Below are 24,043 nucleotides of genomic sequence, written 5' to 3'. Positions count from 1 at the left end.
CTGCGGTTCGCAGGCGCGACCGCCCGCTCGAAGAATAGACGCGTGACTTCGCGCGTCTCTGCAGAGCCACAACCCTCACCCGATGCGCCGTGCGCGTCGACCTCTCCCGGAGGGAGAGGTGCTCAGGGTCTGCAGCACGCAGACGCCGGACTGGCCTCATGCATCAGAGCGTCCAGGCGCCCGCGAGTCCCGCGGCCCCGACAGCGCAGCACTCAGTAAGGCAACACATCCACCGGCGTGCCGCGGGCGTAATCGCGCGGGCCTGCATCGAGCACGATCAGCGCATCCGAATCCGCGGCGGCCTGCATGCGGTGCGAGCCGTCTGCCGGATTCGGCTCGACCCACGAGATGCCGTCGTCGTCGATCCACCAGCGCCCGCGCAGCAGTTCGAGGCGTTCGTGGGTCTTGGTCCAGTCCGACGCCAGGCGCGCGCGGCGCAATGCCCGCGGCGCCCTGCCCTGCAGGCCGTCGACGAGACGACGCCCCAGCGCGAGCCAGGTCGCGAGCACCGACACCGGATTGCCCGGCAGGCACAGGAACAGTGCGGGACCGAGGGTGTCGCCTTCGGCGAGCAGCAGCGGCATGCCGGGTTTCATCATGACCTTCCACACCCGCACGCGGCCGCGGCGCTGCAGCAGCTCGGGCAGCAGATCCTTCTCGCCAGCGGACACGCCGCCGCAGGTCAGCACCAGATCGAAGGCTTCCCCTGCATGACGCAGCGCCGACGTGACCTGCGCGGCGTCGTCGGGCAGCGTCGGAAACGCGACCGGCTCGAGACCTTCCGCGCGCAGCAACGCCATCAGCTGGTCGCGGTTGGAGTTGTAGATCTGCCCGGGACCGAGCGACATGCCGGGCTCGACGAGTTCGTCGCCGGTGGCGAACACCGCGACCGTCGGACGGCGCACGACGTCGAGCTGCGCGAGCCCCTGCGAGGCCGCGAGACCGATGCGCGCCGGCGTCAGCGTGTCGCCAGCCTGCAGCAGCAGATCGCCGACGTTCGAATCCTCACCGGCGCGGCGCACGTGCTGGCCGAGGCGCGGTGCGATCCGCACGACGACGTCCTTGCCATCGAGATCGGTGTTCTCCTTCATCACCACCGTATCGGCGCCAGCCGGCAGCGGCGCACCGGTGGTGATGCGCACGCAGCTGCCCGCCTCGACCGTCAGCGCCGCATCGGGGCCGGCGAACTGCTCGCCGGCCAGACGCAGGCGCGTCGGCGCGCCGTCGGTCGCGAGATCGGCGTGACGCAGCGCGAAGCCGTCCATCGCCGAGTTGTCGAACGGCGGCTGCGGCAGCGTCGCGACGACGTCGCGCGCCAGCACGTGGCTATGCGCGCGCGACAGCGACACCGTTTGCGGCTGCAGACGACGCTCGGCGGCGACGGCATCGACGATCGCGCAGGCCTCGTCGAATGGCACGCGGAACGGGAACGTGGGCTCAGTCATGGGTGACTCCGGCCCGGACCAGATCGTCGGGCGTATTGAGGTTGCCGAAGCGGACCTGCGCGAAGCGCACCGTCCGCATGCCGAGTGCGCGCTGCAGGCCGCGCACGGAGAAATCGTCGCCGCGCAGCGCGTCGGTAGCGGCCACGCGCAGTGCGGCGACCGGCCACAGCGCCACCAGCGGCTGCAGGCCGTCGTCGTCTTCGGCGCTCACGCCGGTGTCGCCGGCCGCAGCGATCAATCGCGACAGCACGGATGCATCGACATGCAGCGCGTCCACCGGCAGCGTGAACAGCCACGGTGTGGTGGTGGCGACTGCCAGCGCGTCGAGGCCCGACAGCGGGCCGGTGTCGGGATGGCGATCAGGGATCGCGTCGATGCCTGCGTCTGCATACCGCGGCAGATCGCGATTGGCACTGACCAGCACGCACGACGCCTGTGCGGCGAAACGGTTACAGAGGCGTTCGACCTGCGCCACGCCATCGCGCAGCAGCCAGGCCTTGTCCAGACCGCCCAGCCGCGTCGCGCGGCCGCCGGCCAGCAGGCCGACGGTCAGCGTGTCACGGGACGGCCGCGGAATCACTTGCGCTTGACGTGCCGGATCAGCCGCTTCTTCTTCGCCAGCTGGCGTTCGTTGAGCACGTTCTTCTTGTCCTTGTAGGGGTTGTCGCCCTCGCGGAACAGGAAGCGCACCGGCGTGCCGACCAGCTTGAAGCGCTTGCGGAAGAAGTTCTCAAGATAGCGCTTGTAGCTGTCGGGCAGCGTCCGCAGGCGGTTGCCGTGGACGATGATCGTCGGCGGATTCTCGCCGCCTGGATGCGCGTAACGCAGCTTCGGCGCATGACCGCGCACGACCGGCGGCGGATTGGTCTCGTAGGCGATCTCGAGCGCGCGGGTGACTTCCGAAGTGCCGAACTTGTAATTGGCCGACGCATGCGCGCGGTGGATCGCGTGGAACAGTTCGCGCAAGCCCGAGCCGTGCTTGGCACTGATGCGCACCGCTTCCGCCCACGGCACGAACGCCAGCTTGCGCGACAGCAGCGCTTCGGTCTGCTCGCGCTGGTAGTCGGTCAGGCCGTCCCACTTGTTCACCGCGACGACGAGCGCGCGGCCCGAATCGAGCACCGCGCCGAGCACGCTGGCGTCCTGGTCGGTCACGCCTTCGCTGGCGTCGATCATCACCACCGACACCTGCGAATGCTCGATCGCCTGCAGCGTCTTGATGATGGAGAACGTCTCGACCGCCTCGTCGACCTTCGACTTGCGGCGGATGCCGGCGGTGTCGACCAGACGGTATTTGCGCCCGTCGCGTTCCAGATCGACCTCGATGGAATCGCGCGTGGTACCCGCGACTTCGGACGCGATCATCCGCTCCTCGCCGAGGATGCGGTTGACCAGCGTCGACTTGCCCACGTTCGGGCGGCCGACGAAGGTCACGCGGACGCGCTCGGGATCGCTGTCGAGCTGCTCGGACTGGCCCACTTCCGGCAGCTTTTCGAGGATCTCGTCGACCAGCTCGTCGATGCCGTGGCGGTGCGCCGACGAGATCGCGTGCGTGTCGGAAAAGCCGTAGCGCGAGAAATCGGCCTCGGCCGCGCGCGCGTCCAGTCCGTCGGTCTTGTTGATGACCAGGAAGGTGGGTTTGTCGATCTTGCGCAGCCAGCGCAGGATCTCGTCGTCGAGCGCGGAAGCACCTTCGCGGCCATCGACGACGAACAGCACGAGATCGGCTTCGGCCGCGGCGGCGCGCGACTGCTTCGCGGTCGGTCCGGCCAGGCCTTCGTGCTCGAGATGGATGTTCTCGCCGGCGATGCCGCCGGTGTCGACGAGCGCGAACGGCACGTCGGGATTGAGCCGGCACACGCCGTAATGGCGGTCACGGGTGACGCCCGGCTCGTCGTGGACGAGCGCGTCGCGGGTGCGGGTCAGCGCGTTGAACAGCGTCGATTTGCCGACGTTGGGGCGGCCCACGAGGGCGACGAGGGGAAGCATGGGACGGATTCCGTTCGAATGGGTCTTGCGTGCCGCGCGGGCATGGCCCGGAAGCACACGGCCCCGGGCAGGTGGCTGCCCGGGGCCGTCATTGTCGCACCTGCGGCGGAATTACTGCGCCAGGCGCCAGGCGGTCACGTTGCCGTCGACGTTCTGGACCACCAGCACGCCATCGGCAACCACCAGCGCGCCGCGGATCGGATCACGGCCGGCGCGCTCGCGGGCGACGAACTCGCCGTCGTCGAGACGCATCCAGTGCAGGTAACCGTCGAGATCGCCGACCACCGCGTAATCGCCCTGGATCGCCGCGCCGGTCAGGTTGCGGCGCGCGAGCGCCGGCTGCTGCCACGCGGCGGTGCCGCTGAACTTGTCGAGCGCCCAGACGGTGCCGTTGGCATCGGTCACGACCACGCGCTGCGGCGACAGGCCCGGACGGTTCGCGCCGCCGTGCTCGCTGACCCACAGCGGACGGCCGCTCGGGCCTTCCAGCGCCATCGTGCGGTGACGGTAGCTGCTGGCGAACAGCACGGCTTCGTCGAGCACCGGGGTGCCGTCGACGTCGGACATGCGCTCGAGTTCGGTGCGGCCGTCGGGCTGGGCCACGGCCTGCTCCCACAGCGTGCGGCCGTCGGACAGCGACAGCGCGGCGATGGTGCCGTCGTCGTTGCCGACGAACACGAAGCCCGGGCCGAGCACCGGCGCATCGTTGCCGCGAACGGTCAGCGACGGCAGCTCGCGCACCCAGAACCAGCGGCGCTCGCCGCTGGCGACGTCGAACGCGGTCACGCGGCCGTCGTTGGAACGCACCAGCACGACGCCCTGCCCGATCGCGGGCGCGGCGATGACTTCGTTGGACACCTTGGCGGTCCAGCGCTCCGCGCCGGTGGCGGCGTCGAGCGCGACCACTTCGCCGTCGAGGCTGCCGGCCACGACCAGACCCTCCCCGACGCCCGGGCCGCCACTCAGGCGCAGGTCCGAGTCGTAGCGCCACAGCGAGGCACCGGTCTGCAGATCGAACGCGCGCACACCGCCCTTGATCGCGGCGACGTAGACGCGGCCATCGGCGACGGCCGGCGACTGGCGCACGCCGAGACGGCCTTCGCCCTTGCCGGCATTGGCCGACCACAGACGCGACACGCTCAGCGTTTCGGTGATGTCGGTCAGCGGCGCGGGCTCGGACAGCGCCTTGGCGTTGGCCTTCTCGCTGTTGCCGAACCAGCCGCGCACGGTGCTGCAGCCGGTGACGGTCATCACGCAGAGCGCGATCGCCGCGATGCGCACGAGGCGGTTCGGCGCATGGGAAGACGCGCCACGCGCGGTCTGGTCGCTCATCAGGATTCAACCTCGGGTTCGTCCGGCGTGCCGCCGACTTCGGAAAGCTTGAGCTCGACCAGGCCACGCTGCTGCGCGGCGCTGTCGAGCTGGCGCAGGGCCTGCGCGTAGTCCGCGCGGGCCTGTTCGTTCTGCTTGAGTGCGAAATGCGCATCGCCGCGGGCTTCCAGCGACACCGCATCGTCGGCATCGGCGAGCAGCTTGACCGCGTCTTCGCCGCGACCGGCATCGGTCAGCAGGCGCGCCAGGCGCTGCTTCACCACCGCGGCCACGCCCGGCTCGGCGCCCTTGACGGCTTCGAGCGTCGCGATCGCGGCGTCGCGGTCGCCTTTGTCGACCTGGGCTTTGGCCAGCTGCAACGCGGCCAGCTCGCTGTACGCGGTATCCGGCAGACCGGCTACGGTCTGCGAGGCCTTGTCGAACTCGCCCGAGCGGATGTCGAGCAGCGCGGTCTGGTAGGCCGCGTGCTGTTCGACCGCCTGCGTGTGCGTGCGGTTCTTCCAGTACTGCCAGCCACCGATGAGCGCGGCGCCGACCACCAGGCCACCCACCAGTCCCAGAGCGTTGTCGCGAAGCCAGGCCTTGACCCGCTCCCCCTGCTCGCGTTCGTCCAGCAACTCGTCAATCGCCATATGGTCTCTACGCCCGCTGTCGAAGGCGGGTCAAACGGATGAAAGAAGGATCGCGGGACCCCGCAACGATGCGGTGGTCCGGAACCCGGCGCGGTCGCCCGGAATTACTCGGAAGCCGGCGCCAGCGCGCCGTCGGAGGATACCGTAAAGCGTGCCACGTTGGCCCGCTGGAACCGGGACAGATCCTGAACGTCGCCGCCGCTCGACACTTCGACGGCGGTGGCATTGCCGAGCTTGACGCGGCTGACGGTGCCCGCGTCGAAGCGGCGCTCCTGACCGGCCTGCACGAGTGCCTGCTCGACCTGCGCGCCATCGGGACCGATCACCTCGATCCAGCTGTCGCCGCTGAAGCGCATCACGAGGCCCGCGCCCGCATCAGCAACGGATTCGGACGCGGCCGGCACGGCCGGCGCACGCTTGGGCAACGCACCGAGCGAGGCGGTCACCGGCGTCGGACGGGCGGGACGCGCGGCCTCGGCGGGCGTCTGGAGGTTGCCGTCGAGCCCCAGCGAAGCGGTTTCGACCGGACGGCTGTTGTCGACGTGCGAACGCGTCGCCACCCACACAGGCACGGCGATCAGCGCGGTGATCACCACGTACACCGCGCGGCCCATGGCCTTGTCGAGCATGCGCTGCATCGGCGGGGTGTAGGTACGCGGGGTGAGTTCCGGCGGACGCACGTTGGCGTCGGATACGCCGTCGGCCAGCGATTCGGGGAGTTTGAGCAGGCGCAGGTAGCTGCGCAGCTGGCCGCGGATGAACACCGGCGCGCCGAGGCGGGCCCAGTCTTCGGCTTCGAGCGCGTCGACGACCCGCAGCTGCATACGCAGCCGGGCGGCGACATCGGCGACCGTCAGCCCGGCCTCCATGCGCGCATCGCGCAGACGTTCTCCGACCCCAGGCGAAGACGCTGGCATGGTCTGGTTCGAAGAACTCATGGTGGACTCGTTTCCCTTGGCTGTAGGTTCGGAGCAGACGGAAACTCCGCCCGCAAGCGTCGCTGGTATCGGTCGGCGGCCCCTGTGTCGCCGAGCGCGGTTTCGATCTGCACCGCAAGTTGCAATGCTGCCGTAGTTGCGGGGGCGGCGGCAAGCCGTCGTTGCGAAAAAGCCCGCGCATCGAAGTAACGCTGCTCGGAAACGAGGTAGCGCGACATCGCATCGAGGGCGACGACGTTCTCCGGATCGAGCTCCAGCGACGCGCGCAGGTCGCGTTCGACACGCGCCATGTCGCCCGCGCTCATTGCACAGGCGCCGGCGTTGGCCAGCGCGCCGGACGGATCGCCGTAGGCCGGATCGCGCACTGCGGCGTCGAAATACGCCAGCGCGTCGGTCGCCCGGCCGTTGCGGCACAGCCAGGTGCCGTAGTTGTTGAGGTAGGCGCCTTGGTCGGGCGCGCGTTCGGCCGCGGCCTTGTAGTAGCCACCGGCCTGGGCGCTGCGGCCGCGGCGGTCCTCGATCACCGCGAGCAGCGTGTTGGCGTCGGCCGCCGTGCCCTCGCCTTTCAGCGCATCGCGCGCGGCCTTGGCGGCAGCGTCGAAATTGCCGGCTTCGAACTCGCGCGTGGCGATCCCCAGCTGGCCGCGCGCCGCCTCACCGCGACGGAATTCCGCATTGCCGCGGGTTTCGTAGGTGCGCTGGTCCGGGCGGAAATTGCTCTTGCCGCTGGGTTTGACGAAATCGAGGCGTGAACAGCCAGCCACTGCCAGCAGGAGGACGACGAGACCGGCAGCCTCAGGCAGCCGCATCGACACCTGGACCGCCCTGCGTCTCGAGACGCTTGAGGTGTTCGGCCTGGCGACGCGTGCGATCGGCGACCTGGCCCTTGAGCTGGCCGCAGGCCGCGTCGATGTCGTCGCCGCGGGTGCGGCGCACCGGCGCAATGCGACCCGATTCGTTGAGCAGCTTCTGGAACCGCCGGATCGTCGCATCGTCCGGACGCTCGTAGCGCGTGCCCGGGAACGGGTTGAACGGGATCAGATTCACCTTCGCCGCGTCCTTCATCTGCAGGCGATTGTCGAAATCGCGCATCAGACGGGCCAGCTCGCGTGCGTGCTGCGGCTGGTCGTTGACGTCCTTCATCAGCGTGTATTCGAAGGTGATCGACTCGCCGCGCTTGCGCTGCGCATAGCGCGCACAGGCTTCCATCAGCTCGGCGATCGGGTACTTCTTGTTCAGCGGCACCAGCTCGGTGCGCAGCGCATCGTTGGCCGCGTGCAGCGAGACCGCCAGCGACACGTCGCTGACTTCGCCCAGCTTGTCGATCATCGGCACCATGCCGGCGGTCGACAGCGTGACGCGCTTGTTCGCCAGGCCGTAGCCCAGATCGTCGCGCATGATGCTCATCGCGCGGACGACGTTGTCGAAATTCATCAGCGGCTCGCCCATGCCCATCATCACGACATTGGTCAGGCGGCGCTGCTTGTGCGGCACGTTGCCCAGATGCTTCGCGGCCACCCAGACCTGGCCGATGATCTCGGCGGTCGACAGGTTGCGGTTGAAGCCCTGGGTCGCGGTGGAACAGAACTGGCAATTGAGCGCACAGCCGACCTGCGAGGACACGCACAGCGTGCCGCGCGACTTGTCGGGGATGTAGACGGTCTCGATCGCATTCTTGCCGTCCATCGCCAGCAGCCACTTGTGGGTGCCGTCGGTGGAGGGCTTCTCGAACTGGATCTGCGGCACGCGGACTTCGGCATGCGCCTCGAGCTTGGCGCGCAGCGCTTTGCCCAGGTCTGTCATCTCGTTGAAGTCGGTGACGTACCGGTGGTGGATCCACTTCATGATCTGGTGGGCACGGAAGCGCTTTTCGCCGAGAGTCTCGGCGAAAAAGCGCTCCATACCCTCGCGGTCGAGGTCGAGCAGGTTCTGCTTGGCGACGCTGGCGTCGATGGCGACCTCGGTCACGATGGCATCCCTCAGCGGGAAACGACTTCGTCGTTCTTGAAGAAGTACGCGATCTCGGTCTGCGCGTTCTCGACCGAATCCGAGCCGTGGGCGGCGTTGGCGTCGATGGAGTCGGCGAAGTCGGCGCGGATCGTGCCCGGCGCGGCGTCCTTCGGATTGGTGGCGCCCAGCAGGTCGCGGTGCGCGGCCACGGCGTTCTCGCCTTCCAATGCCTGGATCATCACCGGGCCGGAAGTCATGAACTCGACCAGCGCGCCGAAGAACGGACGTTCCTTGTGCACGGCGTAGAAGCCTTCGGCTTCCTCGCGGGTCAGCTGCTTGTACTTGGCGGCCACGATCTTCAGGCCGGCCTTTTCGAAGCGGGAATAGATCTCGCCAATGACGTTCTTGGCAACGGCATCGGGCTTGACGATGGAAAGAGTGCGCTCGAGCGCCATCGGGTGTTCTCCGGTCTGTAATGGGGCCGTCCACTCCGGAACGGCCGAGTCTACATGGAAAAACCCGCGCCGAAACGCGGGTTTAGCCAACATGGCTGCGGCAATTCTAACGTATCTGCTGCAACTGCGTCGGCCCGGGCCGCATCGGCGGTCATTGACGCGTCAGGCGCTTGGCCCACAGAATCCAAACAAGCGTTTGATCGAGACATCCGTGTCATGGCCAGCACCGCCCAGTTCTCCACCAAGGACAAGATCCTCGGCGCCGCCGAAGAACTGTTCGCGACCCACGGCTTCGCGGGCACCTCGCTGCGGCAGGTGACCAGCCGGGCGGATGTGAACATCGCAGCGGTCAACTACCACTTCGGCAGCAAGGAGAACCTCGTCAACGAGGTGTTCCGCCGCCGGATGGACCAGATGAGCGCGCAGCGCCTCGCCCAGCTCAAGCGCGCACTGGCCGAACAGCCCGGCGAGATCGAGCCGATCATCGCCGCCTTCGTCGAGCCCGCGCTGGACATGGCCAGTGGCCGCGCCGGCAGCGGCGCCTTCGTGCGGGTGATCGCGCGGGCCTACGTGGAGAAGAACGACGCCCTGCGCAAGTTTCTGTCCGAGCAGTACGGCCATGTACCGCGCGAGTTCGCCAGTGCCCTCGCCGGCTGCCTGCCGGATCTCGCCAAGGCCGAGCTCTACGGCCGCCTCGATTTCCTCGCCGGCGCGCTGACCTATGCGATGGCCGATTTCGGCCTGATCAAACGCCCACCGGGCACCACCGAACATGCGCACCGCACCCGAATCGCCGGCGAGCTGATCCGCTTCGCCGCGGCCGGGTTCCGCGCCTGACCACCAGCCCGGCGCGCGCCGGGCTTCTTTTGAAACAAAGGGATGGAGCAAATGTCTGAGAAATTGCTTGTACGTCGTGCCGCGGTCCTTGGCGCGGGTGTCATGGGCGCGCAGATCGCCGCGCACCTGACCAACGCCGGGATCGACACGGTCCTGTTCGACCTGCCGGCCAAGGAGGGCGACAAGGACGGCGTGGTGCGCAAGGCGCTCGCGAACTTGGCCAAGCTGAGCCCGGCGCCGCTGAGCAGCAAGTCGCTGGCCGAGGCCATCGTCCCGGCGAACTACGAGACCGGCCTGGCCGAACTCGAAAGCTGCGACCTGATCATCGAGGCGATCGCCGAGAAGATGGACTGGAAGCAGGACCTCTACCGCAAGATCGCCCCGCATGTGCCGGCGCACGCGGTGCTGGCCAGCAACACCTCGGGCCTTGGAATCAATGCCTTGGCGGATGTTCTTCCCGAAGAACTGCGCCACCGCTTCTGCGGCGTGCACTTCTTCAATCCACCGCGCTACATGCATCTGGCCGAACTGATTCCGGCCAAGACCACCGACCAGTCGGTGCTGGAAGGCCTCGAAACCTTCCTGACCACACAGCTCGGCAAGGGCGTGGTCTATGCCAAGGACACTCCGAACTTCATCGGCAACCGGATCGGCGTGTTCTCGATCCTGTCGACGATCCACCACACCCAGGACTCGAAGCTCGGTTTCGACGAGGTCGATGCGCTGACCGGCCCCCTGCTCGGCCGTCCGAAGTCGGCCACCTACCGCACCTCGGATGTCGTCGGTCTGGACACGATGTCGCACGTCATCAAGACGATGGCCGACACGCTGCCCGAAGATCCCTGGCACGAGTACTTCGCCTCGCCGAAGTGGCTGACCGCGCTGATCGACAAGGGCGCACTGGGCCAGAAGACCGGCGCCGGCATCTTCCGCAAGGCGGGCAAGGACATCCTGGTCCTGGATCTCGAGAAGCAGGATTACCGCGCCGCCGACCGCAAGGCCGCCGACGAGGTCGTCGCGATCCTCAAGACCAAGGACCCGGCCGAGCGCATGGCCCAGCTGCGCGCCAGCGACCACCCGCAGGCCCAGTTCGTCTGGGCGATCCTGCGCGACCTGTTCCACTACAGCGCCGTGCATCTGGAAGACATCGCCGAGACCGCGCGTGACGTGGATCTGGCGATCCGCTGGGGCTACGGCTGGCAGCAGGGTCCGTTCGAACTGTGGCAGGCCGCCGGCTGGAAACAGGTCGCCGACTGGATCGCCGAGGACATCGTCGCCGGCAAGACCATGAGCAGTGCGCCGCTGCCCGACTGGGTGTTCGATGGTCGCGAAGGCGTGCACGCCGCCGAGGGCAGCTACAGCCCCTCGAAGAACGCCAAGCTGCCGCGCTCGGCACTGCCGGTGTATCGCCGCCAGCGCTTCCCGGATCCGCTGCTGGGTGAGCGCTTCGACCAGGGCGAGACGGTGTACGAGAACGACGGCATCCGGCTGTGGACGGATGGCGACGACATCGGCGTGATCAGTTTCAAGACCAAGATGCACACGGTCTCCGACCACGTGCTCGACGGCATCCAGGAAGCGATCGGCATCGCCGAACAGAAGTTCAAGGGCGTGGTGATCTGGCAGCCGAAGGAGCCGTTCTCGGCCGGTGCCGATCTCGCCGGCGCGCTGGGCCTGCTGCAGGCCGGCAAGGTCGACGCGTTCGAAGCGATGGTCGAGAACTTCCAGAAGACCAGCCAGCGCATCAAGTACTCGCTGGTGCCGGTTGTCGCGGCCGTACGCGGTCTGGCGCTGGGCGGTGGCTGCGAGTTCCAGATGCACAGCGCGCGCACCGTCGCGCATCTCGAAAGCTACATTGGTCTGGTCGAGGCCGGCGTCGGCCTGCTGCCGGCTGGTGGCGGCCTGAAGGAACTGGCGGTGCGCGCGTCCGAGGCCGCAGGTCCGAACGGCGACGTGTTCGCCGAGCTCAAGAAGACTTTCGAGACCATCGCGATGGCCAAGGTGTCGAACTCGGCGGTCAACGCCAAGGAGCTCGGCCTGCTGCGCGCCGATGACATCGTGACCTTCAACGCGTTCGAGCTGCTGCACGTCGCGCGCCAGCAGGCATCGGCGCTGGCCGAAGCCGGCTATCGCCCGCCGCTGCCCGCACGTGCGATCCGCGTCGCCGGCGACGTCGGCATCGCCACGTTCAAGATGCTGCTGGTGAACATGCTCGAAGGCCGTTTCGTCAGCGAATACGACTACGAGATCGCCGAGCGCATCGCCACCGTGCTGTGTGGCGGCGACGTGGACCGCAACGCAGTGGTCGACGAGGACTGGCTGATCCGTCTGGAGCGCAAGCACTTCGTCGAACTCGCCCAGCAGGAGAAGACCCAGGCGCGCATCGGCCACATGCTCAAGACCGGCAAGCCGCTTAGGAACTAGTGAGGACGTCAGGCGCGCAGTGCGCGCGAAGCGTCAGTCGAAGCAAACCGGCCGACGCCCTCACCCCCTCACTTACTTACGAGACCATTCCATGAGCAAGCAGATCCAGGACGCCTACATCGTCGCCGCCACCCGTACCCCGGTGGGCAAGGCGCCGAAGGGCGTGTTCCGCAACACCCGTCCCGACGACATGCTCGCGCACGTGCTCAAGGCCGTCGTCGCGCAGGCGCCGGGTATCGACGTCAACCGCATCGATGACGCCGTGATCGGCTGTGCGATGCCGGAGGGCGAGCAAGGCATGAACGTGGCGCGCATCGGCGTGCTGCTGGCCGGCCTGCCCGATACCGTCGCCGCGCAGACCATCAACCGCTTCTGCTCGTCCGGCCTGCAGGCCGTCGCGCTGGCGGCGAACGAGATCCGCCTCGGCAACGCCGACCTGATGCTCGCCGGCGGCACCGAATCGATGTCGATGGTGCCGATGATGGGGAACAAGGTTGCACTGAGCCCGAGCGTGTTCAAGGACGACCACGTCGCGATCGCCTACGGCATGGGCATCACCGCCGAGAAGGTCGCCGAGGAATGGAAGGTTTCGCGCGAGGACCAGGACGCGTTCGCCCTCGCCTCGCACCAGAAGGCCATCGCCGCGATCCAGGCCGGCGAGTTCAAGGACGAGATCAGTCCCTACGAGATCGTTTCCCACCAGCCCGACCTCGCCGGCAATGCCGTGCGTCTGAAGAAGCTGCTGGTCGACACCGATGAAGGTCCGCGCCAGGACTCGTCGATCGAAGGTCTGGCCAAGCTGCGCCCGGTGTTCCGCAACGGCCAGTTCGGCGGTTCGGTGACGGCCGGCAACAGCTCGCAGATGAGCGACGGCGCCGCCGGCATCCTGCTCGCCTCGGGCCGCGCGGTGCAGGACTACGGCCTGAAGCCGCTGGCGCGTTTCGTCAGCTTCGCCGTCGCCGGCGTGCGCCCGGAAGTCATGGGCATCGGCCCGATCGCGGCGATTCCCAAGGCGCTGGCGCAGGCCGGACTCACGCTCGACGACATCGACTGGATCGAACTCAACGAAGCCTTCGCCGCGCAGGCGCTGGCGGTGATCCGCGACAGCAAGCTCGACCCGTCGAAGGTCAATCCGCTGGGCGGCGCGATCGCGCTGGGCCATCCGCTGGGCGCGACCGGTGCGATCCGCACCGCGACGATCGTCCACGGTATGCGCCGTCGCAAGAAGCGCTATGGCCTGGTGACGATGTGCATCGGCACGGGCATGGGCGCGGCGGGTGTGATCGAGGCGCTTTGAGCCACGCGCTACAGCAAGATCAAAATGGATCCCAGCGTTCGCTGGGATGACGGCATCGACGTGCACCGTCGCCCCAGCGAACGCTGGAGCCCATTTTGATCTTGCTTCGAAGTATCGAAGCCACAAAAAAGCCCCGGCACTGCCGGGGCTTTTCTTCTCGTGAAACCCGCAGCCCTTACGACTGCAGCGGAATCACGCGGATCTCGACACGACGGTTCAGTGCGCGGCCCTGCTCGGTGCTGTTGTCGGCCACCGGGCGGGTCTTACCGAAGCCCACGATCTCGAAGCGCTGACGCAGCAGGCCCTGACCGATGAGGTAGTTGCCCACCGAGTCGGCGCGCTGCTGGGACAGGCGCTGGTTCACCGCGTCGGTGCCGACGCTGTCGGTGTGGCCCGAGATCTCCACGATCGTCTGGTCGTACTCGGCGAGCGTGCGCGCGACATTGTTGAGCGCCGGGTAGAACTGCGACTTGAGATCGGCCTTGCCGAAGTCGAAGGTCACGCCGTCAGGCAGGTTGAGCTTGATGACATCGCCATCGCGATCCACCTGGATGCCGGTGCCTTGGGTCTGACGACGCAGCTCGGCTTCCTGGCGATCCTGGTAGACGCCGACCGCGCCGCCGGCGAGACCGCCGACACCGGCGCCAACCATCGCGCGCTGGCGGCGCTCGGTCGCATCGCCACCGCTGAGCAGACCAGCGACCGCGCCGATGCCCGCGCCGATCAGCGCGTTGTTGCGGGTGCGGTTCGGATCGTCCGGTGCATTGGTCTGGCCGGTGTAGGTCGCGCAGCTGGACAGCAGCAGGGTGCTGGCGAGCGCGGTGGTGAGGCCTGCGGTGGTGAGTCTGCGCATGGTGTCGGTCTCCTGGTGTCCGGTGCGGGCGAAGGTGCCTGGAACGTTGAAATCGGAGCCGAACTTAGCGTGTTCAGAATGCACGCGGGGTGACGGGGTCTGCGCCCAGACGGACATCGTTCAGCACGAATGCCCGCCCGGCGCGCCGTCAGTCGAGCAGCGCTTCCGCCGCCTGCGCGTCGAGCGCCCGGGACCAGTCGCCCATCATCGCCAGGTACAGCAGGGTGTCGAACTCGCGCCGGAAATGCGCGATCGCCGCGTCGGGATCGGGCACCAGTCGTGCGTCGGCGACGAGGCCGAAATGCACGCGGTTGTCGTAGCTCAGGATCGACAGGCCGATGCCGATCGAACCGGTCTGCGGCACCCAGAACATCATCTCGCGCAGCGCGCAGCCGGCGAGGTACAGCGGCTGCTGCGGGCCGGGCACGTTTGTCGCCACCGCCGAGGCCTTGCGGCTGAAAAGATCCAGCGCGATGCCCTGCGCCGATTGCGGCGCCATGCCCAGCGCCGCCAGCAGGCCGTAGGCGACGATCGCCTGGCGCGAATCCTTGAGCTCGCGCATGCAGGCCGCCACGCGTTCGAGACGACGCGCGGGATTCGCCTCGCCGACCGGCAGGTCGAGAAACACGAGGCCGAAGTGATTGCCGAGCTTCTTCGCGTGCTCGAGCGGGCGCAGATTCACCGGCACCGTCGCGCGCAGCGTCATGCCGTCGGGATCGGCGCCACGCTCGCGCATGTAGCCGCGCAGCGCGCCGGCGGCCGCGGCCATCAGCACATCGTTGACGGTGCAGTCGAACGCACGCCCGACCGCTTTGACTTCGTCCAAGCACAGCGGCTCGGCCCAGGCGACACGCTTGCTCACCCCTAGTTCCCCGCGCAGCAGCGACGGCGGATCGTCGGACAGCGACAGCGCATACAGCAGTTCGCGGGCGATCTCGCCGCCTTCGCGCGCCAGCACGTTGGCCAGGGTCGGATCGCGGTACATCGCCATGCCGCGATCGAGCACCTGTCCGCCGAGCTTGCGATAGCGGGCGACCGCGCCGACACGCCGCTCCACACCGGCGCCATCGGCCTTGAGCCAGGCCTGCGGCAGGGTCTGCGCCGGCTGCGGATGGCGCTCGGTATCTGTCAGCGACAGCAGCACCTGCACCAGCGCGATGCCGTCGGCGTAGCAGTGATGGATGCGCGCGACCAGCGCCGAACCGCCGGCGTAGTCTTCGACCAGATGGAACTGCCAGCGCGGCTTACCGGGATCGAGCGGCGTCGAGGCGAGTTCGCCGGTGAACGCTTCGAGCGCGCGTTTTTCCTCGAGCGCGCTGCTGCCGGCGATCCGGCCCGGCAGGGCCGCGCGTCGTACGTGCCAGTCGAGGTCGAAGTGCGCATCCTCGATCCAGGTCGCGCCGGTCGTCGCATCGACGGCTTTCTGTCGGAACCGCGCGTACGCCAGAAAGCGGGCGTCGACCAGTGTGCGCAGCGCGTCCACCGACATCCGTTCGGTGAACACCAGCACGGCGGTGATCATCATCGGATTGGTCGGGCGCTCCATGCGCAGCCATGCGGTGTCGACCCGCGTCATTGGCTGGCGGCGCAGGCGCCTGCGGCGTGGTGGTGCGGCGGTCTCGGCCATCTCCCCTCCCAAGAAGTCAGCCGACCGAGTGGATCACGCGACCGCGGCAGGGTCAACGCGCGTCAGCGCGACGCCTGATAGGCCGCCAGCGCAGCTTCGCGGCCCGCGGCGAGATTGACGATCGGCTCGACGGGGTAATCGGGCGCGACGGACTTGAGCAGATCCGGATCGGTCCACGGACTGAAGCGCAGCGGTACCGGCAGCTCGGCGAGTTCGGGCACCCAGCGCGCGATGTAGCTGCCGTCGGGATCGAACTTCTGCGCCTGCGTGACCGGATTGAACACACGAAAGTACGGCGAGGCGTCCGCGCCGGTGCCGCCGATCCACTGCCAGCCCAGCGTGTTGTTGGCCAGATCGGCGTCCACCAGCGTGTCCCAGAACCAGTGCGCGCCTTCGCGCCAGTGGATGCGCATGTGTTTGCACAGCCAGCTGCCGACGATCATGCGTACGCGGTTGTGCATCCAGCCCACGTGCCAGAGCTCGCGCATTCCTGCGTCGACGATCGGTACGCCGGTGCGTCCCTGCCGCCAGGCATCGAGCGCAGCCGGCTGCACGCGCGCCCACGGAAACCGCTCGAAGCGCGGATTGAAGTTGTGCGCCGGCGTCTTCGGAAAATGGTGCAGCAGGTGATGGGCGAACTCGCGCCAGCCCAGCTCGCGCACGTAGGCATTGATATCGGGCGCGGTGGATGCATTGCGTTCGGCTTCGAGCGCTGCGACCACGCGCCAGGGCGCGATCTCACCGAAATGCAGATGCGGCGACAGGCGCGAGGTGCCGGCCTGGTCGGGACGATCGCGGCTCGCGCGATAGCCGCGCAAGGCGCCGTCTATGAACACGTCCAGCGCTTCGTGCGCCCCGGCCTCGCCCGGATCCCAGAACGTCCAGAAACCGGTGTCCCAGTCCAGCGTCGGTGCGAGCTGCAGGTCGTCGAGTGCGACGCCTGACGGCCCGGTGTCCACGGCGGGCAGCGTGCGCGGCGCCTCCCAGGTCTCGGGCAGATTCAACTCGGTCAGCGCCTTGCGCCAGAACGGGGTGAAGACCTTGTAGGGCCCGCCCTGCCCGGTCTGCAGCGACCAGGGCTCGAGCATCAGTGCGCCGTTGTGGCTCTCGGCGCGCACGCCGGATTCGCGCAGATCGCGTTTGATCGCGGTGTCACGCGCTTCGATCGCCGGGTCGTAGCGCCGGTTCCAGAACACCGCCTCGGCCTCGCAGGTGTCGACCAGCGTCTCGAGCGTCGCGTGGCTGGGACCGTGGAACAGGCGCAGACGGCTGCCGCGCTTGCGCAGCTCGGCGTCCAGCGCGGCCAGCGAGCGATGGCGCCAGGCGTTCGAGGCCGCGCCCGGGGCCCAGTCGCCTTCTTCGTCGGGCGCGTGGATGTACACACAGACAGGCGCGAGCCCCGCATCCAGTGCGGCACGCAGCGCCGGGTTGTCGTCGAGTCGCAGGTCGTTCCGGAACCAGACGATCGCGTTTGCCAAAGCGCCTCTCCCCTTGCGCCGAACCGCGGCGGACTTTCCATGAATAGGCGTGAGGATCGTGAGAAACCGGTGTCCTGTAAACCTCAGCCAACGTGGAATCGGGTAATCGCCGGCCAGCGCGAGCGGTGCCCTCGAAGCGGATCAGTCACAATGTCGGGCTTGCGAACGCGTGTCCGCGTCTGAGAGCCGATTCCCCCGTGACTGCCAACAAGTTCCCCCTCGAAGCCAGCCCGGCCGACGCCCAGCGCGCGATCGCCGAAGAGTTCGCCTTCTTCGGCGACTGGTCCGAGCGCTACCAGTACCTGATCGATCTGGGCCGCAAGCTGCCCGAGTTTCCCGATGCATTGAAGACCGAAGAACACCGTCTGCACGGCTGCCAGTCGATGGTCTGGATCGTCGCCTCCGGTGACGCCGAGCGTCTCGACTTCGCCGCCGCCAGCGATTCGGCGATTGTTTCCGGCCTGATCTATCTCGCCCTGCGTGTCTACAGTGGCCGCAGCGCGCGTGAGATCGTCGACACCGATGCCGATTACATCGGCGACATCGGACTGGCGAAACACCTGTCACCGACCCGCAACAACGGCCTGGCCGCCCTGCTCGCCTTCATCCGCGACCGCGCGCAGCGCGCGTTGGCGTGAGTACCGCACCGCCGCCGGAGCCCGACGAACCCGGCGTCATCGATACCAGCCGCGCGGCGCCGCTGCGCAACCGCAATTTCCGCGCCCTGCTGGGCTACCGCATCTTCACGATCCTGTCCTACCAGATCGTCGCGGTCACGGCGGGCTGGCACATCTACGCCGAGACCGGCAATCCGTGGATGCTCGGCCTGATCGGTCTGGCGGAAGTGCTGCCGTACTTCTGTGTCGCGCCCTTCGCCGGGTATCTGGTCGACCATCTGCCACGACGCAAGCTCGGCATGGCGGCCGCCGCGGGTCTGGCGATCACGCCGCTGCTGCTGGCGCTGCTGACCTCGGGTCTGATCGCCGGCAGCATCTGGCTGCTGTATCTGCCGATCATGCTGACCGGCATGGTCCGCGCGTTTCTCGGGCCGGTCTACAACGCGCTGTTCGCCCGGGTGCTGCCGCGCGACCAGTTCGTCCGCGGCGCGAGCCTGGGCAGCATCGTGTTCCAGAGCGCGATGGTGCTCGGCCCGGCGATCGGCGGCCTGCTGATCAAGCCGCTCGGCATTCCCGGCGTGTTCCTGCTGGCATCGATCCTCGCGCTGGTGGTGATCGTGTTCCTCGGCCGCATGGGCGTCACCGAGCCGCCGCAGCTGCTGCAGCGCGAGCCGGTGTTCGCCAGCATCGCCGAAGGTGCGCGCTTCGTGTTCGGCCACCAGATCCTGCTCGCGGCCTTGGCGCTGGACATGTTCGCGGTGCTATTCGGCGGCGCGATCTCGCTGGCACCGGCCTTCATTCACGACATCCTGGCCTACGGGCCGGAGGGCCTGGGCATCCTGCGCAGTGCGCCCGCGCTGGGCTCGGTCGCGATGGGCATCTGGCTGGCGCGCAATCCGATCCAGCGCAACGCGGGCCGTTTCCTGCTGTGCGCGGTCGCCGGTTTCGGCCTGTGCATGATCGGCTTCGGCCTGTCGACGGCGTTCTGGCTGTCGGCGTTCTTCCTGCTGCTGTCGGGCATGTGCGACGGCGTGTCGGTGGTGATGCGCTCGACGATCATGCAGTTGTCGACGCCCGACCACATGCGCGGCCGGGTGTCGTCGATCAACGGCCTGTTCGTCGGCTCCTCGAACGAGATCGGCGCGTTCTACATGGGTTCGATGGCGCGCCTGCTCGGTCTGGTGCCGGCGGTGGTGATCGGCGGCTTCATGACGATGGGCGTGGTCGCGACGACCGCGATCCGGGCGCCGAAGCTGCGTCGGCTGGATCTGCGCGACCTGCAGTGATTCGGCGCCGCGCCCGGAAGCGGATACGAAGAAGCCCGCTTGCGCGGGCTTCTTCAGACACGGGGACGACGACGATCAGTCGCCCATCTGCTTCTGCAGATGTTCCCAGCGCTCCTGCTCGTCGATCGTACGCTCGGCGGTCAGACGCGCTTCGAGACGGTCGAGACCGATCTCCTCGCCCGAATCGACGCTGTAACCGTACTCGCCCGAGTCGACGCGCTTGAGCGTGCTGTCGATCTTGCCGATCAGCTTGCGGTAGCGGTCACGGGTGCGCAGTTCGAGCGAGTTCTCGGTTTCGCGGGTGGCGCGTTCGGCTTCGTCGCCGACGTCACGCACTTCGTCCTTGAGATTCTCGATCGTCTGCTTGGATTCTTCGACCAGATCCGCACGCCAGTTCTGCAGGCGCTGGCGGAAGTACTCGAGCTGCAACGCGCTCATGTACTCCTCGTCGGCGCCGGGCTTGTAGCCCTGCGGAAGAATGGGACGACCTGTTTCTGCATCGGTCTTGTACTGCACGACCTTCACCTTTGTTCTTGGCGCCGGCTCTTGCTGGCGCGCAACGCCCGCGACGGCGACTTTGCCGACCGGACGTGGACGCTTCGTGGGAGTGGATGCCGGCACCGGCTTCGGCGCGGCGGCTTTCGCCGGAGCGGGAGCCTTCTTCGGGGCCTCCGTCTTCGGGGCGGCAGCGGACTTGTCGGCGATCGACTTGGCCGGTGCCGCCTTCTTCGCGACGGGCTTGGTCACCGCTGCGGGAGCAGCGGCCTTCGGCTTCGTCGCAGGCGGAGTGGCCGCGGCTTTCGCCGGGGCTGCTTTCGCCGTTTTCTTCGCGGGCGCGTTCTTCACAGGCGCGCTCTTGGCGGCCGTCTTCGTCGGCGCTGCCTTGGCGGCAGGCTTGGGCGCAGCCGGCTTCTTCGCGGATGCCTTGACCGGCGCCTTCTTCGCAGCCGGCTTGGCGGGTGCGGCCTTGGCGACGGCCTTCTTCGGGGCCGGTGCCTTCTTGGCGGGCGGCTTGGTGACGGGGGCAGCCTTCTTCCCGACGGCTGCCTTCGCGGCGGGCTTTGCGGCCTTCTTGACGGCGTTCTTTGCGGGTTTCTTGACTGCCACGTGCTGCGATCCTTGTCATTCCCTTGGGCGGGGAAGCGGCGTGTTATACCCTGCATGCCCCTGCAGCAGCAACCGTCCCGACCACCGTGTTCATCGCCCCCGCCGAGATGCCGTGATCGCGCGCCTGCTCATCTTCCTGCTGCGCGGCTACAAGCGCTTCATCAGCCCTCTGCTCGGCCCGCGCTGCCGCTTCCATCCCAGCTGCTCGTCGTACGCGATGGTCGCCATCGCCCGCTTCGGCGTGCTGCGTGGCGGCTGGCTCGCCCTGCGCCGTCTGTCGCGCTGCCACCCCCTGCATCCGGGCGGAAACGACCCCGTGCCGATGCCGAACCTGGACCCCAAGCCATGACCTCGACCCTGATCCGCAATGCACGCCTCGTCAACGAGGGCCGCATCTTCGACGGCGACCTGCGCGTCGGCGCCGACGGCCGCATCGCCGCGATCGGCGGTGACCTCGCCGCGCGCGATGGCGACACCATCGTCGACGCTGCCGGCCGCTGGCTGCTGCCCGGCATGATCGACGACCAGGTGCACTTCCGCGAGCCGGGCATGGAGCACAAGGCCGACATGGCGACCGAGTCGGCCGCCGCGGTCGCCGGTGGCCTGACCAGCTTCATGGACATGCCCAACACCAGCCCGCCGACGCTCAGCGCCGACGTGCTGCAGGACAAGTACGACCGCGCCGCCGGCCGCGCGCGCGCGAACTACGGCTTCTACATGGGCGCGAGCAACGACAACCTCGACCATGTGCGCCGCATCGATCCGCTGACCACGCCAGGCGTCAAGGTGTTCATGGGCGCCTCGACCGGCAACATGCTGGTCGACAACCCCGAAACGCTCGACGGCATCTTCCGCGAGACCCCGGTGCCGATCATCACGCACTGCGAGGACACGCCGACGATCGACGCGATCCAGCGCGAGTACGTGGCGAAGTACGGCGACGACATTCCGGCCGAATGCCATCCCGACATCCGCTCGCGCGAGGCCTGCATGAAGTCGACGCAGCTGGCGCTGTCGCTGGCGCGCCGTCACGACACCCGCCTGCACGTGCTGCACATCTCGACCGCCGACGAACTGGCGCTGTTCGAACGCGGGCCGCTGGTCGATGCCGCCGGCAAGCTGCGCAAGCGCATCACCGCCGAGACCTGCGTCCACTTCCTGCGTTTCGACCGCGCCGACTACGCGCGCCTGGGCCATCTGATCAAGTGCAACCCGGCGATCAAGGACGCCGCCGACCGCGAGGCACTGCTGCACGCGCTGGCCGACGACGTCATCGACGTGCTGGCGACCGATCACGCGCCGCATCTGTTGAGCGAGAAAGAGAATCCCTACACGCGCGCGCCGAGCGGTCTGCCGCTGGTGCAGTTCGCGCTCAACGCCGCGCTCGAATGCGTGCATGAAGGCCACTTCGACATCACCCGCGTGGTGCAGAAGTTCGCGCACGCGCCGGCGCAGCTGTTCGACGTCGCCGAACGCGGCTTCCTGCGCGAAGGCTATTTCGCCGACCTGGTGATGGTGGAGGACACGCCGTTCACCGCGACGCGCGAGCAGGTGCTGTCGAAGTGCGGCTGGTCGCCGTTCGAAGGCACGACGTTCCGCTCGCGCATCGCCTCGACCTGGGTCAACGGGCGTCTGGCATGGGATGGCGCGCAGCTCGTCGGCGAGGCGGCCGGCCAGCGTCTCGCGTTCGCACGCTGAAGCGTCGGCGGGACACCGTGTCTTCATCGCCGGGTGCGTAGCGTGCCCGGCGCATTCCCTTTCCTGCCGGACCCCCGCATGCCCCTGCTCCGCCGTCTGCCGCTCGTCTGCTGTTGTCTGATCCTCGCGCTGTTCGTATCCGCGGTTCCGCTGGCGGCGCAGGACGCGGGGGATGTGCGGTTCCCGGCGCAGGTGCAGCAGGGCAGCCTCGTGATCGGCAAGGTGCCGGCCGGCAGTCAGGTCCACTATCGCGATCGTGCGCTGCGCGTCAGCGGCTACGGCACCGTGGTGCTCGGCGTCGGGCGTGACGAAGCCGGCCCGGTGCAGGTCGAGGTCACGCGCGCCGACGGTAGCCGGCAGTCGGCATCGATCGCGATCACGCCGCGCGACTGGCCGGTCGAGCGCGTCAACGGTGTGCCGCCGGCCACGGTGAATCCGCCGGCGGCGATCGCCGAACGCATCCGCCGCGAACAGGCGCAGGTCACCGAAGCGCGCGTGCGCGACGACGACCGCGTGGATTTCGGCAACGGCTTCATCCGTCCGGTCGAAGGCCGCATCAGCGGCCGCTTCGGCCGCGCGCGTTCGTACAACGGCCAGCCGGGCGCACCACATTCGGGCATGGACATCGCCGCGCCCACCGGCACGCCGGTCAAGGCGCCGGCTGCGGGTATCGTCACGTTCGCCGGCCCTGATCTGTATCTGACCGGCGGCACGCTGCTGCTCGATCACGGGCACGGCGTGAGTTCGAACTTCCTGCACCTGTCTCGCATCGACGCGAAGGTGGGCGATCGCGTCGAACAGGGGCAGATCATTGGCGCCGTCGGTGCGACGGGGCGTGCGACCGGGCCGCATCTGCACTGGGGCATGAACTGGCTGGACGTGCGGGTGGATCCGCAGCTGGTGCTGGAGCGGCCGTAGCCGATTCCGGTTCGCGCGCACTCAACGCGCGATTTCGCAGGCGTTCGTGCAGCTCGTCCTTCCGGCGAACGCAGAAAGCGCGCCTCAACAGCCGGCTGGCTGGTCGTCCCGCGACGCCTGGATCGAGCACATCGCAACGGCAAGTCACTGGATTCCGGCGTTCGCCGGGATGACGGACCAAAGGTCTGCAGAGCGGCATCATCAGCGCGATCACGCGCCTGACTCCTCAGGGAAGCGTTACGGCCCGATCACCCGCGCCACCGCGTCATGCGCGTGCAGGCTTTCGAAGTGCGAGACCTTGGCCTCGAACCGCGACACGCGCGGATCGGCGGACAGCGCGGCTGCGACACGACGGGCGGCGTCCTCGCAGAACATCAGGTTCTCGGCATTGAGGCTGGCGAAGGCCTGCTCGTCTTCACGTTTGACCGCTGTCTGCACCGGCGTGCCGAGCGCGTGCTCCAGCGCATCGACGATCGCGAGGATCGGAAACGTGTCGACGTCCGCGCCCAGCGTCAGGCGCACGTCGGCGCGGCTGCGCTGGGCGTGCGGCGTCGCTGCAAGACCGCGCGGGGATTCCAGCCAGTCACGCACTGCGTCGTACCCGCTCGTCTCGGGCGTGAAATCGCCCGCGAAGCGCGCGGCGTTGAGCTGGCGCGACAGCGCGGCCGATGCCGGACAGGTGCTCGAATACTCGACCGACAGCGACAGCGTCAGCGCCAGCCCGTCCGGGCCGAGCACGGCGTCGATCTCGACCGGATAGGTCTTCCAACCGCTGTGCGCGCTGGCCAGTGCGGGCCGGCGCAGCAGCTGGCCGTAGCGCAGCGTGAGCTGCACGCGATCGGCGAGACCGCGCTGCGAATCAATGCAGTCGCGCAATACCCGCGCCAGGGTGTCGCGATCCAGCACCTGGCTCGACAGCGCGTCCTGCAGATGCAGGTACAGGCGCGACATGTGGATGCCGCGCGCGTCGGGGTCGATCAGGTTCACGCCGATGTCGGCCGACGCCGGCACCGTGATCGCGCTGCCGTCGGCATCCTCGATGCGCAGCGGCAAGGCGATGTTGCCCATACCCACCCAGTCCAGCAGGCGCGCGGCCTGGGCCTGGTCGCCGGCGACGTCGGGAAGGCGGTCGGTGGAGGATGCGGTGCTCAAGACGGGAC

Annotated in this window: 22 protein-coding genes; 8 read left to right on the top strand and 14 right to left on the bottom strand. The window is 68.2% G+C overall.

The window, feature by feature from the left end:
- Positions 1–212: 212 nt before the first annotated feature.
- The 9 genes from V3391_RS04615 to ndk form a co-directional block, all read right to left on the bottom strand.
- Positions 213–1,445, bottom strand: coding sequence for a molybdopterin molybdotransferase MoeA (locus tag V3391_RS04615; RefSeq protein WP_332077227.1), 1,233 nt, complete (start codon positions 1,443–1,445; stop codon positions 213–215).
- A complete protein-coding gene (gene mobA / locus V3391_RS04610; RefSeq protein WP_332077226.1) occupies positions 1,438–2,025 on the bottom strand; it encodes a molybdenum cofactor guanylyltransferase in 588 nt (195 codons plus the stop codon). Before mobA ends, V3391_RS04615 begins: the two co-directional genes overlap by 8 nt.
- A complete protein-coding gene (gene der, locus V3391_RS04605; protein ID WP_332077225.1) occupies positions 2,022–3,434 on the bottom strand; it encodes a ribosome biogenesis GTPase Der in 1,413 nt (470 codons plus the stop codon). Before der ends, mobA begins: the two co-directional genes overlap by 4 nt.
- A gap of 111 nt (positions 3,435–3,545) precedes the next feature.
- Positions 3,546–4,766, bottom strand: a complete 1,221-nt coding sequence (bamB, locus tag V3391_RS04600; RefSeq protein WP_332077224.1) for an outer membrane protein assembly factor BamB — start codon at positions 4,764–4,766, stop codon at positions 3,546–3,548.
- Positions 4,766–5,398 carry a YfgM family protein gene (locus tag V3391_RS04595; protein WP_332077223.1) on the bottom strand — a complete coding sequence of 211 codons (633 nt, stop codon included), beginning with the start codon at positions 5,396–5,398 and terminating at the stop codon, positions 4,766–4,768. The genes bamB and V3391_RS04595 overlap by 1 nt, the downstream gene beginning before the upstream one ends.
- Before the next feature lie 104 nt (positions 5,399–5,502).
- Entirely contained in the window at positions 5,503–6,336 is an 834-nt protein-coding gene (locus V3391_RS04590; protein ID WP_332077222.1) for a RodZ domain-containing protein, read from the bottom strand.
- Complete coding sequence (pilW, locus tag V3391_RS04585; protein ID WP_332077221.1) at positions 6,333–7,145, bottom strand: type IV pilus biogenesis/stability protein PilW; 813 nt, start codon at positions 7,143–7,145, stop codon at positions 6,333–6,335. Before pilW ends, V3391_RS04590 begins: the two co-directional genes overlap by 4 nt.
- Positions 7,132–8,307: a dual-specificity RNA methyltransferase RlmN gene (gene rlmN, locus V3391_RS04580; RefSeq protein ID WP_484498430.1), complete on the bottom strand. Its 1,176-nt coding sequence runs from the start codon at positions 8,305–8,307 to the stop codon at positions 7,132–7,134. The genes pilW and rlmN overlap by 14 nt, the downstream gene beginning before the upstream one ends.
- Before the next feature lie 8 nt (positions 8,308–8,315).
- Positions 8,316–8,741, bottom strand: coding sequence for a nucleoside-diphosphate kinase (gene ndk / locus V3391_RS04575; protein WP_133392641.1), 426 nt, complete (start codon positions 8,739–8,741; stop codon positions 8,316–8,318).
- Positions 8,742–8,957: 216 nt separating this feature from the next.
- Here ndk and V3391_RS04570 point away from each other — a divergent pair, with 216 nt between their 5' ends.
- From V3391_RS04570 to V3391_RS04560, 3 genes are all read left to right on the top strand, one after another.
- A complete protein-coding gene (locus tag V3391_RS04570) occupies positions 8,958–9,578 on the top strand; it encodes a TetR/AcrR family transcriptional regulator (RefSeq protein ID WP_332077220.1) in 621 nt (206 codons plus the stop codon).
- Between the two features lie 51 nt (positions 9,579–9,629).
- Positions 9,630–12,002 carry a 3-hydroxyacyl-CoA dehydrogenase/enoyl-CoA hydratase family protein gene (locus V3391_RS04565; protein ID WP_332077219.1) on the top strand — a complete coding sequence of 791 codons (2,373 nt, stop codon included), beginning with the start codon at positions 9,630–9,632 and terminating at the stop codon, positions 12,000–12,002.
- 91 nt (positions 12,003–12,093) lie between these two features.
- Positions 12,094–13,299: an acetyl-CoA C-acyltransferase gene (locus tag V3391_RS04560; RefSeq protein WP_332077218.1), complete on the top strand. Its 1,206-nt coding sequence runs from the start codon at positions 12,094–12,096 to the stop codon at positions 13,297–13,299.
- A gap of 175 nt (positions 13,300–13,474) precedes the next feature.
- On the opposite strand, the gene V3391_RS04555 is transcribed toward V3391_RS04560, so the two are convergent.
- From V3391_RS04555 to V3391_RS04545, 3 genes are all read right to left on the bottom strand, one after another.
- Positions 13,475–14,152, bottom strand: a complete 678-nt coding sequence (locus V3391_RS04555; protein WP_332077217.1) for a YiaD family glycine zipper/OmpA-like lipoprotein — start codon at positions 14,150–14,152, stop codon at positions 13,475–13,477.
- 148 nt (positions 14,153–14,300) lie between these two features.
- Positions 14,301–15,779 (bottom strand): WS/DGAT/MGAT family O-acyltransferase, encoded by a 1,479-nt coding sequence (locus V3391_RS04550; RefSeq protein ID WP_332077216.1) that lies wholly within the window; start codon positions 15,777–15,779, stop codon positions 14,301–14,303.
- 62 nt (positions 15,780–15,841) lie between these two features.
- The gene (locus V3391_RS04545; RefSeq protein ID WP_332077215.1) at positions 15,842–17,257 is read right to left on the bottom strand and encodes a cryptochrome/photolyase family protein; all 1,416 of its coding nucleotides are present in this window, start codon (positions 17,255–17,257) and stop codon (positions 15,842–15,844) included.
- Between the two features lie 197 nt (positions 17,258–17,454).
- Here V3391_RS04545 and V3391_RS04540 point away from each other — a divergent pair, with 197 nt between their 5' ends.
- Positions 17,455–17,895: a SufE family protein gene (locus V3391_RS04540; RefSeq protein WP_332077214.1), complete on the top strand. Its 441-nt coding sequence runs from the start codon at positions 17,455–17,457 to the stop codon at positions 17,893–17,895.
- Complete coding sequence (locus V3391_RS04535; RefSeq protein WP_425497194.1) at positions 17,892–19,160, top strand: MFS transporter; 1,269 nt, start codon at positions 17,892–17,894, stop codon at positions 19,158–19,160. The genes V3391_RS04540 and V3391_RS04535 overlap by 4 nt, the downstream gene beginning before the upstream one ends.
- A 75-nt stretch (positions 19,161–19,235) precedes the next feature.
- On the opposite strand, the gene dksA is transcribed toward V3391_RS04535, so the two are convergent.
- Positions 19,236–20,267 (bottom strand): RNA polymerase-binding protein DksA, encoded by a 1,032-nt coding sequence (dksA, locus tag V3391_RS04530; RefSeq protein WP_332077213.1) that lies wholly within the window; start codon positions 20,265–20,267, stop codon positions 19,236–19,238.
- Between the two features lie 112 nt (positions 20,268–20,379).
- On the opposite strand from dksA, the gene yidD reads away from it, so the two are divergent.
- The 3 genes from yidD to V3391_RS04515 all read left to right on the top strand — a co-directional run bounded on the left by yidD (position 20,380) and on the right by V3391_RS04515 (position 22,883).
- Positions 20,380–20,616, top strand: coding sequence for a membrane protein insertion efficiency factor YidD (yidD, locus tag V3391_RS04525; RefSeq protein WP_232149548.1), 237 nt, complete (start codon positions 20,380–20,382; stop codon positions 20,614–20,616).
- Positions 20,613–21,965, top strand: coding sequence for a dihydroorotase (locus tag V3391_RS04520; protein ID WP_332077212.1), 1,353 nt, complete (start codon positions 20,613–20,615; stop codon positions 21,963–21,965). The genes yidD and V3391_RS04520 overlap by 4 nt, the downstream gene beginning before the upstream one ends.
- Before the next feature lie 78 nt (positions 21,966–22,043).
- Positions 22,044–22,883 carry a M23 family metallopeptidase gene (locus V3391_RS04515; RefSeq protein WP_332077211.1) on the top strand — a complete coding sequence of 280 codons (840 nt, stop codon included), beginning with the start codon at positions 22,044–22,046 and terminating at the stop codon, positions 22,881–22,883.
- Positions 22,884–23,120: 237 nt separating this feature from the next.
- Here V3391_RS04515 and folE2 read toward each other — a convergent pair whose 3' ends face one another.
- On the bottom strand, positions 23,121–24,035 hold the full coding sequence (gene folE2, locus V3391_RS04510; RefSeq protein WP_332077210.1) for a GTP cyclohydrolase FolE2: 915 nt from the start codon (positions 24,033–24,035) through the stop codon (positions 23,121–23,123).
- Positions 24,036–24,043: the final 8 nt, after the last annotated feature.

Source organism: Luteimonas flava (assembly GCF_036584485.1).
Lineage (GTDB): Bacteria > Pseudomonadota > Gammaproteobacteria > Xanthomonadales > Xanthomonadaceae > Luteimonas > Luteimonas flava.
The sequence above is the reverse complement of the archived record's forward strand: the minus strand, read 5'-3'. Positions and strand labels throughout refer to the sequence as shown.